We start from the raw sequence: 10,417 nt of genomic DNA, 5'->3' as shown, positions 1-10,417 counted from the left end.
TAGATTATATTTTACATTTTGCTTCTCCTGCCAGTCCAATAGATTATTTAAAAATCCCTATTCAAACTTTAAAAGTTGGTTCTTTAGGCACACATAATTTGCTAGGTTTAGCCAGAGTAAAAAAAGCAAGAATACTTATAGCTTCAACATCAGAAGTTTATGGCGATCCTTTAATTCATCCTCAAACAGAGGACTATTATGGAAATGTAAATACCATTGGCCCAAGAGGGGTTTATGATGAAGCTAAAAGATTTCAAGAATCTATAACCATGGCTTACCATACTTTTCATAATGTAGAAACCAGAATAGTTAGAATTTTTAATACTTATGGACCAAGAATGCGTCTTAATGATGGGCGTGTAATTCCGGCTTTTATAGGTCAAGCTTTAAGAGGAGAAGATTTAACCATCTTTGGTGACGGAAGTCAAACGCGTTCGTTTTGTTATGTTACCGATCAAGTGGAAGGAATTTTTAGATTACTACATTCGGATTATGTTTATCCAGTAAATATTGGCAATCCAGATGAAATCACAATTAAAGATTTTGCAGAAGAAATCATTAAATTAACTGGAACAAATCAAAAAGTTGTGTATCATCCTTTACCAATAAATGATCCAATGCAACGTCAACCTGATACCACTAAAGCTAAACAATTATTAGGATGGGAAGCCAAAGTAAAACGTGATGAAGGAATGAAATTAACATATGATTATTTTAAATCATTGTCTTTACAGGAGCTTTTAAAAGAAGAGCATAAAGATTTTAAAGGATACATCCACTAGTATTTTATGGTTGCGCAACAAACTGGGAGATATTCAAAATATATTAGACCGATAAGTATTTTATTCGATCTACTAGTAATTACATTACTAAGTCATTATTTTTTCACAGAATTGAAGATTAATGAGCTTTATTATTTGATATATCAATCTGCTTCTTGGTTATTAATTGCAATCTTAGTAAAATATTATGAAGTATTCAGATTTACAACACCTGTAGAGATTATTTCAAAACTGTTTAAACAGTTTAGTATTTTTTTACTAATTGTGATAGCCTTTTTCCCTTTTGCAAAAACGGTTATTTTTAGCGGAAAAGCAATAGCTTTTTTTATGACGATTAGCTTTATTCTAATCGTAATGTTCAAGTATTTTTTATTTTTCTATTTAAAAAAATACAGGATAGTAACGGGCAGCAATTTTAGGAGTGCAGTTATAATTGGTTATACTCCGGAGGCAATTCGATTAAAAGAAGTTTTTGAAAATAGAAAAGATTATGGTTATCGCTTTGCAGGTTTCTTTTCAGATAAGAAACAAAATCCAGAAGTAAAAGGTAAAATAGAAGATTTAAAATCATTTGTATTAGAAAATAAAATTGATGAAATCTATTGCTCTCTTAATGAGATTTCAAATGAAAAACTGAAAGAATTGGTTGAATTTGCAGATGACAATAATAAAGCTATAAAATTTATTCCCGATACAAAAGGGATATATTCAAAGAATTTAAAAATTGACTATTACGAATTATTTCCCGTTTTGTCTTTACAAAAAACCCAATTACATAATCCAATTATTAAGGGAATAAAAAGAGCATTTGACATTAGTTTTTCCCTATTTGTTATTCTTTTTTTACTTTCTTGGCTAACACCTTTAATTGCAATTTTAATTAAGCTAGAGTCAAAAGGCCCTGTTTTTTTCAAACAAGGTAGACCAGGATTAGACGAAGAAGAATTTTTCTGTTATAAATTTCGCTCCATGCAAGTCAATGGAACTACAGAAAAAGAAGCTTCTAAAAACGACCCAAGAGTTACTAAAATAGGAAAATTCATGCGAAAAACAAGTATTGATGAATTACCTCAATTTTTCAATGTTCTTTTAGGCGACATGTCTGTTGTTGGACCAAGACCACATTTATGGTTACAAAACAAAGCTTATGCTAGTAAAATAAAGAAATATATGGTGCGTCATTATGTCAAGCCAGGAATAACAGGTTTGGCTCAAGTAAAAGGATATAGAGGTGAAATCGAAACCGAAGAAGACATGATTAATCGAATTAAACTCGATGTTTTTTATATTGAAAACTGGTCTTTAATAATGGATTTAAAGATCATTATCCAAACCGTTATAAATATCTTTCAAGGAGAAGAAAAAGCTTATTAAAATGAATGATTTGGTATCGATTATAACTCCCACTTATAATTCTGAAAAATTCATTTCCGCTTCAATTCAATCCGTTCAAGCTCAAACCCATTATAATTGGGAGTTAATAATAATTGATGATTGTTCTAACGATAAAACCCTTGAAATTGTCAACAAAGCATTACAATTAGATTCCAGAATCAATTTATACTCATTGGACAAAAATGAAGGAACTGGAGCTGCAAGAAATATTGGAGTCGCTAACTCTAAAGGTAATTATATTGCATTTCTTGACTCAGATGATTTATGGATGCCTAATAAGCTTGAAAGTCAGTTGAACTTCATGAAAAAAAACAATCTACCATTTACTTTTAGTTTCTACGAATGTATTGATGAAGAGGGACTTAATATGAGTATAAGAAAAGAAGCACCTAAATTTACTACTTACCGAAAGCTTTTTTTTTGTAATTATATTGGAAATTCAACAGCAATTTACAATGCTGAAATTCTTGGAAAAATACCCATCTATAAAATAAGAAAAAGACAAGATTGGATGTTGTGGCTTACTATATTAAAAAAAATTAAAGTCGCTCAACCCATTCCAGAAGTTTTAGCATACTATAGAGTTAGAAAAAACTCGATTTCAGCATCTAAAATAGAACTGCTAAAGTTCAATTTTAATGTGTATCATCATTTTCACAAGATGAATTATTTTGTTTCGCTTGGATGTATTTTGCTATTCATCTTCACACAACTTATTATTAAACCAAGCTATAGTAAGAAAACACAAAAACTATTTAATTAACGATACAAACTGTTTCAATTTTCCGCTTTTACTGCGTTCAAGTTTTTCTTTTCGAATAAAGTAAAACAGTAGACCTTCCTCTAAATAGGTTGTAGTAGCATTTTTGATTTGTTGAATCTGAATTTCAGTTAATTCAAAATTGCTTACATATTCGATGTTAAAAGTGTCGATTTTAGTTTGTTTGATTACAAATTCTTTCACGTTTCCATCATCTTCAATGATGCTTTTGGTGATGTAATAAAATGTCAATCCGGGTGATTTTTTACCACTAGGAAGAATGGCGATATCGTTTGTTCTTCCTAGTAGTTTTTTTAGAATAGGTTTTTTTAAAGTGCTTTTTTCATCTAAAATACCAATATCACCAATATCATATCGAATAAAAGGATGTGCTTTATTATATAAGGATGTTATTACAATTCGACCTTCTTTCCCATTTGGTAAAACGTTGTTATTATCATCTAAAACCTCAATAAATAAAGTTTCGCAATTTGACTGCCATTCTCCAATAGGGTTTTGAAACGCAATCAAATCCAATTCCGAAGCGCCATATTCATTGACAATAGGAATGCCAAATTGCTTTTCAAGTAAAGCTTTATCATCTTCAAAAAGCATCTCAGAAGTTACTATACAAAATTGTAATGTTGGGCAAATCGTTGTTAAAGAAATATTTTTTCTTTGTAAAAACTTAGCAAATAAAACTATAGAAGAAGTATATCCGTTTATGTAATCAAATTTTTTATTTTGAAATTTTATTAGAATCTTCTCTAGAATCTCATCAGACAAATCGAAAATAGGAAACCGATAACGCTTACTTAATAAGTCTTTGATGCGCTCTTTTTTATTGCCAATAAAATCTAATGGGATTCCATAAAAGCGGGCCTGTAAAGAAGCGTTAAAGTCAATTCCAAACCAGCCAAAACAACGAATATTATTTGCCCAAGTTAAAGCGTGGCAAAATTTGTCTTTGGCAAAAATAAAGGGATCACCACTTGACCCCGAGGTTTTGTTTATATAAATAGTTGATAAAGAAAACCCCTTCGAGAGCCTTTCTATAAGTGGTTTTTGAAAATCTTTTTTAGTCATTACTGGAATCTCATCCCAGTTTTCAAAAGAAGTTTTTTTAACAAAATTTCGATAGTATAGGTTGTTTTTCAAGTGATACTCAACTATTTCTTTTTTCTTCTGGTTTATATAATTACTATAATCTGCTTCAGGAAGACTTATAATTTTTTCTAATTCAATAGACGCTTCCTTAATTGGGAAACCATTTAGTTGAAGCGATAAATGAAAAAAGTTGAACATAAAGACAATAAAAAAAGGCCAACATTGTCAGCCCTTAAAAATACTATTTTATTTGAAATTAATTTTTAAGAATTTTAATCACTTCTTTTTTAGTGTTAGAACTTAACTCAAAGAAATAAGCACCACTAGAAAGGTTAGAAATGTCTACAGTATTTTCAATCCCATTTAATGATTTAGTCATAAGTATTTTACCAGTCAAATCAGTTACTGATAAATTAAATGAATCAACATCAAGGTTAGCAGCAATAGTTACGTTTGAATTAGCTGGATTTGGATAAACCTTAAACTTAGCAGTAGTTGAAGCATTATCAATACCTAAAGGACCAGATAATTTAAAAATACCTGTAGTACCTAAAGGATCACCATCACTAAAACCAGCACACCATCCTGTACTTGCATTTACAAAAGAAGAGGCTCCTCTTTGATCTATCCCGGCAGGTTCAAGGTTTGTCCATGTTGCTCCGTTGTTAGTGCTCATAGATGTTCCTACTGGAGCCGATTGAGAAGTAGCTACTATAGTAGTAGTCCCTGGAATATAAGTAAGAATCCTACGTGTCCCTGTAAAAGTAGTTCCTGTATTACTACTCCATGTAGTTCCGCCATCTGAAGTAGTGTAGTATTTGTAAACAGGAGTAGCTACAGTTCCAGATGTTTTTAATAAATAACCATTTGTAGCACTACTAAAAATTGCACTTCAGCTATTTCCGGGTAAAGCAGCACCAAAATCAGTCAAACCTGGAACTTGAGCCGCTGTCCAAGTAACTCCTTGGTCAGTGGTTCTGAATAATCTACCTTTGTTTGTTGGGAACCATAATGTGCCTCCTGCAGTAATTGGCGTACTATTGTATCCATATTCTCCAAGCAAAGGATTGTCTATTTTGTTGCCAGAAACTCTAGTCCAGTTAGCACCTCCATCTGTAGTTCTCCAAATTTCATATTCTGTACCTTCAGGATCGCCATAGGCAACACCAACGTTTTCGTTCCAAAAGTAAACCCCATTTAAGAAAGAAGAGCCAACCGTTTGAAAACCATTAGTTAATTGTGGAGTCCAACTAACACCTCCATCTGTAGTTTTTACTATTGTACCTATTCCATCATTGTCATCAGGCGCAGTAGGTGTTCCTATATTAATTATAGCAGAAGCCCATGCGGTAGTTGCACTAACAGGAGAAATATTATTAATATTTAATGTTGTATCTCCAACATCAATAGTCCCTGCAGTCCATGTTGATCCACCATCTGTTGTTCTAGTAAATTCTTGAATATTTTCACCAAGGCCTGAGCCATCATAAGCTAAAGCCCAAACAATATTAGCATCTAACGCAGTAACTTGGCTTAAACCTCTACTTGTAGCAGCAAAACCTGTTCCTTGAGAAATCCACTGTGCGTTTATGGTTGATGTTAAAGCAATTAAAGAAAAAGAAAGTAATAATTTTTTCATAGTTTTTAGTTTTAAAAAATTCAAAAACAAAAATAACATTTTTATTTTAACCTGTTAATTTTTTAGTAATTCTTTAATAGATAAAGGTTATTTTTGCGCCACGATAACACAACCTTACGAAAAAATGAAAATTTTACTACTTGGTTCAGGAGGCAGAGAACACGCCTTGGCATGGAAAATGTTGCAAAGCCCAAAATGCTCTACCCTTTTTGTGGCTCCGGGAAATGCTGGCATTGCTCAGATAGCTACAAATATTTCTATTAATACAACTGATTTTGAAGCTATTAAAAAATTTGTACTTCAAGAAAAAATTGACATCGTAGTTGTTGGTCCCGAGGACCCATTGGTTTTAGGAATTTATGATTTCTTTAAAAATGACTTAGATATTAATCAAATACCAGTTATAGGCCCTTCAAAAATTGGCGCACAACTGGAAGGAAGCAAAGAATTTGCCAAAGAATTTTTAATAAAACATAAAATACCAACGGCCGCGTATGAAAGTTTTACTTCAAATACGGTAGAAAAAGGGTGTCTTTTTTTAGAAACATTACAACCGCCTTATGTTTTAAAAGCTGATGGATTAGCAGCCGGGAAAGGTGTTTTAATTATTCAGGATTTAGAAGAAGCAAAAACTGAATTGCGAAATATGTTGGTTCATGCTAAATTTGGTAACGCTAGTTCAAAAGTAGTTATTGAAGAGTTTTTGGACGGGATAGAACTTAGTTGTTTTGTTTTAACTGATGGCAAGAATTATAAAATTTTACCAACAGCCAAGGATTATAAACGAATAGGAGAAGGGGATACAGGTTTAAACACAGGCGGTATGGGTGCCGTTTCTCCTGTTCCTTTTGCGGATGAAATCTTATTAGAAAAAATAGAAACCAGAATAGTTCAACCAACTATTGAAGGCTTACAAAAAGATAGTATAGAATATAAAGGGTTTGTTTTTATTGGATTAATTGTTGTTAATGGTGAACCTATTGTTATTGAATACAACGTAAGAATGGGCGATCCTGAAACAGAAGTGGTATTGCCAAGAATTAAAACCGATTTAGTAGAGTTGTTTCAAGCTGTTGCTCATCAAAAATTAAACGAAGTTGAATTAGAAATAGACAAAAGAGCCACTACAACTGTTATGTTGGTTTCTGGGGGTTATCCAGAAGATTATGAAAAAGGGAAAATAATCATAGGGTTAGAAGACATTCAGGATTCTATTGTTTTTCATGCCGGAACAAAATTGGAAGATGGTAAAATAGTGAGTAACGGCGGTAGGGTTTTAGCTATTACTTCATACGGTGAAAATTTCCAAGAAGCTATAAAAAAATCCTACCAAAACATAGAAAAGCTATATTTTGATAAGATGTATTTTAGAAAAGATATTGGATCCGATTTACTTTAAAAAAGAATGAGCCGTAGTATCTTGGTTTTCTTCGTTGTTATCTTGATGTTTCTTTAATTCTTTACACCAGTAAACAATATATTTACAACAAACTAAAACTAGTGTCCAACTAACAATATTTGCTAACCACCAATTGCTTAATTCTAAAGCGCGTAACCAATCTAATGGTTTGAATAAAAAATCTACAAATAAAGTTTGAATGCCTTCAAAAAATGCTTTCATTTTATAAAATGTTATATTTACAGCACAAATGTATAAAATATCCTCATGATTACAAGCATTTTTAAAAAATCAAGCCTATTAAATTATTCTTTAGTTGCTGTTTTATTATTAATTTTCTTTTTCTTGTTTCAAACAAGTGATTTGAGTTTTTCAGGGCCTTCTTCTGATTTTTTAAAAAAAACAGTCTTAATTACTTTATTACTAGGTTCTTTTTTCTTGGCAAATTTTATTGTTAAAAAAAACGGATTGACTAAAAACAGCAGTTATACGATTTTATTTTTATTTTTATTTTTACTCTTCTTCCCCTCTATTTTTAATAATTCTAATCTACTTTTTGCTAATTTTTTTCTTTTATTAGCTATTAGAAGATTGATCTCTTTGCAGACATTAAAAGCACCTAAAGAAAAAATATTTGATGCGTCTATTTGGATTTTTATCGCCAGTTTATTTCATTTTTGGTGTATACTTTTTTTATTATTGGTCTATATTTCAATAATTTTTCATGCATCAAGAGATTACAGAAACTGGTTGTTGCCATTTGTGGCTTTTTTTGCAACAGCGGTGATATTTTTACTTTCTGCATTCCTCTTTGATAAAAAATGGATAAGTCATATTTTAAGTCAGACCAAAACCAATTTTCAATTAGAATATTTTACCAATAATTATCAAAATATTGCTTTTTCTTTATATGTTGTTGTTGTAATATACTTTCTTTTTGCCTCGATTTTTTCACTGACCAATAGGCCGTTGATTCTTCAAGCATCATACAAAAAAATGATCTTTGGGTTAATTATTGGAGTAATAGTTTTTCTTATTTCACCTGTAAAAAGCAATATGATGTTGGTTTTTACTTTTTTTCCATTATCAGTTATGACTACCAATAACATTGAATATTCTCAAAGTAAAATATATCAGGAAATAGTTCTTTTACTACTTATAATTGCAGGATTTTTTTGTTTCTTTTCTCAATTATAATTTGTTTCCATAAGCTAAATCCCCCGCATCTCCTAGTCCTGGTATAATGTAATTCTTTTCATTAAGTTTATCATCTAAAGCAGCGACCCAAAGATGACAGTTGTTAGGAAGATTTTTTTCTAAAAAAGCAATGCCTTCTGGTGCTGCAATTACAACAGCAATGTGAATGGTTTTTGGTTTTTGGTCCAAATGTAATTTTTGTAAAACAGCAACAATTGATTGTCCTGTGGCAAGCATGGGATCAATTAAAATCAAATTTTTATCTTCAAATGATGGTGCTGCTTGGTATTCTACTAAAATTTCAAATTTATCATCTTTATTGTAATGGTGACGATAGGCAGAAATAAATCCGTTTTCAGCATTGTCAAAAATGTTTATAAAACCAGTATGCAAAGCCAATCCTGCACGAAGAATAGAACACAAAACCAAATGGTCGGCAATAGTTGTAGTCTGTTTTATGCCTAATGGAGTTTGTACATCTATTTTTTTATATTCCAAATTTTTGCTCAATTCATAAGCCATTATTTCCCCTATCCGTTCCATATTTTTGCGAAATCGCATACTGTCTTTTTGTATGGTAACATCACGGATTTGAGCTAAAAAGTGATTGAGAATACTGTTTTGTTCTGAAATATAATGGATATGCATGATAAAGGTTTAAAGTTTAAGGTTTAAAGTTTCAAGTCAAATGTATAAAAACTATATTTGTAAATTAAAATTTCAACTTATGTTTTCTCAATTTGCCTTTCCTATTTTTGAGCAAAGTATCAAAGATTATCACATTATTGATGATGTATATCAACCAACATTAAATCCTCATACCAAAGGAACCATCGAATATTTATTGTATGCCAAAAACTGGGTAGATACCGTGCAATGGCATTATGAAGATATTATTCGTGATCCAAATATTGACCCCGTAGCCGCTTTGGTTTTGAAACGAAAAATTGATGCTTCTAACCAAGTTCGTACCGATATGGTGGAATATATTGATAGTTATTTTCTTCAAAAACATGTAGGCGTTCAGGTAAGACCAAATGCTAAAATCAACACCGAAAGTCCGGCTTGGGCGATTGACCGTTTGTCCATTTTGGCTTTAAAAATCTACCACATGAGTGAAGAAGCCAATCGTGCTGAAGCAACTCCTGAACATAGAGCAAAATGTCAGGAAAAATTAAATGTATTGCTAGATCAAAAAAGTGATATGTTCATTTCTATCAATGACTTGTTGACCGATATTGAAAACGGAGATAAATTCATGAAAGTGTACAAACAAATGAAAATGTATAACGACGACGATTTGAATCCGGTATTGTATCAAAATAAAAAATAATTTTTTTGTCAAACAAAATTAAACATATAGCCGTCATCAGATTATCAGCAATGGGCGATGTGGCAATGACGGTTCCTGTTATCAGAGCTTTTGTAAGACAAAATCCTGGAGTAAAAATCTCGGTAGTTTCACGGCATTTTTTCAAACCTTTTTTTAACGGAATTCCAAATGTTGATTTCTTCTCGGTTGACGTCAAAGTAAGGCACAAAGGTTTTTTCGGATTACTCAGATTGTACTCCGATTTAAAAAAACTAAATATCGATGCCGTTGCTGATTTACACAATGTCTTGCGTTCTCAAATCATTAGAAATTTATTTGCTTTTAGCGGAAAAAAAGTGGCGTTTACCGATAAAGGCAGAGCCGAAAAAAAAGCATTGATAAGAGCTAAAAATAAAATCTTTCAGCCATTAAAATCTATGGTAGATAGGCATGTTGTTACGTTCAATAAATTGGGTTTTACTGTTGATTTATCTCATCCAAAATTTCCTGAAACAGCACAATTATCTATTGAAATTATTCAGCTTACAGGAGAAAGACAACAAGATAAATGGATAGGAATTGCACCTTTTGCTCAATATGAAAGTAAAGTGTATCCTATGGATTTGATGCAACAAGTGATAGATGAATTGGCTTTAAACAATATAAATAAAATCTTCCTTTTTGGCGGAGGGAATAAAGAAATTGAAATATTAAATTCTTTGACAAAAGGAAAAACAAACGTGATTAATGTCGCTGGAAAACTTTCTTTGCAACAAGAACTCCAATTAATTTCTAATCTTGACGTTATGCTTTCTATGGATAGTGG

General features: G+C 31.4%; 12 protein-coding genes. 7 read left to right on the top strand and 5 right to left on the bottom strand.

The genetic code is table 11. The annotated features are described in order from the left end of the window. From ACOYLT_RS08220 to ACOYLT_RS08210, 3 genes are all read left to right on the top strand, one after another. Window positions 1–782: GDP-mannose 4,6-dehydratase (locus ACOYLT_RS08220; RefSeq protein ID WP_422853378.1), on the top strand; the 782-nt coding region annotated here is incomplete at its 5' end. A gap of 6 nt (window positions 783–788) precedes the next feature. Further along, window positions 789–2,156: an undecaprenyl-phosphate glucose phosphotransferase gene (locus tag ACOYLT_RS08215; RefSeq protein ID WP_422853377.1), complete on the top strand. Its 1,368-nt coding sequence runs from the start codon at window positions 789–791 to the stop codon at window positions 2,154–2,156. Between the two features lies 1 nt (window position 2,157). After that, a complete protein-coding gene (locus ACOYLT_RS08210; RefSeq protein WP_422853376.1) occupies window positions 2,158–2,940 on the top strand; it encodes a glycosyltransferase family 2 protein in 783 nt (260 codons plus the stop codon). Here the strand turns inward: ACOYLT_RS08210 and ACOYLT_RS08205 are convergent. From ACOYLT_RS08205 to ACOYLT_RS08195, 3 genes are all read right to left on the bottom strand, one after another. After that, a complete protein-coding gene (locus ACOYLT_RS08205; RefSeq protein ID WP_422853375.1) occupies window positions 2,929–4,242 on the bottom strand; it encodes a phenylacetate--CoA ligase family protein in 1,314 nt (437 codons plus the stop codon). The two genes, ACOYLT_RS08210 and ACOYLT_RS08205, sit on opposite strands and share 12 nt — an antisense overlap. A gap of 58 nt (window positions 4,243–4,300) precedes the next feature. After that, the gene (locus tag ACOYLT_RS08200) at window positions 4,301–4,720 is read right to left on the bottom strand and encodes a T9SS type A sorting domain-containing protein (RefSeq protein WP_422853374.1); all 420 of its coding nucleotides are present in this window, start codon (window positions 4,718–4,720) and stop codon (window positions 4,301–4,303) included. Window positions 4,721–4,936: 216 nt separating this feature from the next. Next, complete coding sequence (locus ACOYLT_RS08195; protein ID WP_422853373.1) at window positions 4,937–5,683, bottom strand: WD40/YVTN/BNR-like repeat-containing protein; 747 nt, start codon at window positions 5,681–5,683, stop codon at window positions 4,937–4,939. Window positions 5,684–5,807: 124 nt separating this feature from the next. On the opposite strand from ACOYLT_RS08195, the gene purD reads away from it, so the two are divergent. Beyond that, a complete protein-coding gene (purD, locus tag ACOYLT_RS08190) occupies window positions 5,808–7,082 on the top strand; it encodes a phosphoribosylamine--glycine ligase (protein WP_422853372.1) in 1,275 nt (424 codons plus the stop codon). Here the strand turns inward: purD and ACOYLT_RS08185 are convergent. Next, the gene (locus tag ACOYLT_RS08185; RefSeq protein ID WP_422853371.1) at window positions 7,074–7,304 is read right to left on the bottom strand and encodes a DUF6341 family protein; all 231 of its coding nucleotides are present in this window, start codon (window positions 7,302–7,304) and stop codon (window positions 7,074–7,076) included. The two genes, purD and ACOYLT_RS08185, sit on opposite strands and share 9 nt — an antisense overlap. Before the next feature lie 45 nt (window positions 7,305–7,349). Here ACOYLT_RS08185 and ACOYLT_RS08180 point away from each other — a divergent pair, with 45 nt between their 5' ends. Further along, complete coding sequence (locus ACOYLT_RS08180) at window positions 7,350–8,279, top strand: DUF6427 family protein (protein ID WP_422853370.1); 930 nt, start codon at window positions 7,350–7,352, stop codon at window positions 8,277–8,279. Here the strand turns inward: ACOYLT_RS08180 and upp are convergent. Then, window positions 8,274–8,927 (bottom strand): uracil phosphoribosyltransferase, encoded by a 654-nt coding sequence (upp, locus tag ACOYLT_RS08175; protein ID WP_422853369.1) that lies wholly within the window; start codon window positions 8,925–8,927, stop codon window positions 8,274–8,276. The genes ACOYLT_RS08180 and upp overlap by 6 nt on opposite strands. Before the next feature lie 79 nt (window positions 8,928–9,006). Here upp and ACOYLT_RS08170 point away from each other — a divergent pair, with 79 nt between their 5' ends. Continuing rightward, complete coding sequence (locus ACOYLT_RS08170; protein WP_422853368.1) at window positions 9,007–9,612, top strand: DUF4254 domain-containing protein; 606 nt, start codon at window positions 9,007–9,009, stop codon at window positions 9,610–9,612. Window positions 9,613–9,662: 50 nt separating this feature from the next. Further along, window positions 9,663–10,417: glycosyltransferase family 9 protein (locus ACOYLT_RS08165; protein WP_422853379.1), on the top strand; the 755-nt coding region annotated here is incomplete at its 3' end.

The sequence above is a fragment of the Flavobacterium sp. genome (assembly GCF_049318185.1).
Taxonomy (GTDB): Bacteria; Bacteroidota; Bacteroidia; order Flavobacteriales; family Flavobacteriaceae; genus Flavobacterium.
The sequence above is the reverse complement of the archived record's forward strand: the minus strand, read 5'-3'. Positions and strand labels throughout refer to the sequence as shown.

Coding starts and splice junctions, on each gene's coding strand:
- ACOYLT_RS08215 (WP_422853377.1), top strand. CDS start 789: ATGGTTGCGCAACAAACTGGGAGATATTCAAAATATATTAGACCGATA.
- ACOYLT_RS08205 (WP_422853375.1), bottom strand. CDS start 4,242: ATGTTCAACTTTTTTCATTTATCGCTTCAACTAAATGGTTTCCCAATT.
- ACOYLT_RS08210 (WP_422853376.1), top strand. CDS start 2,158: ATGAATGATTTGGTATCGATTATAACTCCCACTTATAATTCTGAAAAA.
- ACOYLT_RS08195 (WP_422853373.1), bottom strand. CDS start 5,683: ATGAAAAAATTATTACTTTCTTTTTCTTTAATTGCTTTAACATCAACC.
- ACOYLT_RS08200 (WP_422853374.1), bottom strand. CDS start 4,720: ATGAGCACTAACAACGGAGCAACATGGACAAACCTTGAACCTGCCGGG.
- upp (WP_422853369.1), bottom strand. CDS start 8,927: ATGCATATCCATTATATTTCAGAACAAAACAGTATTCTCAATCACTTT.
- ACOYLT_RS08170 (WP_422853368.1), top strand. CDS start 9,007: ATGTTTTCTCAATTTGCCTTTCCTATTTTTGAGCAAAGTATCAAAGAT.
- purD (WP_422853372.1), top strand. CDS start 5,808: ATGAAAATTTTACTACTTGGTTCAGGAGGCAGAGAACACGCCTTGGCA.
- ACOYLT_RS08180 (WP_422853370.1), top strand. CDS start 7,350: ATGATTACAAGCATTTTTAAAAAATCAAGCCTATTAAATTATTCTTTA.
- ACOYLT_RS08185 (WP_422853371.1), bottom strand. CDS start 7,304: ATGAAAGCATTTTTTGAAGGCATTCAAACTTTATTTGTAGATTTTTTA.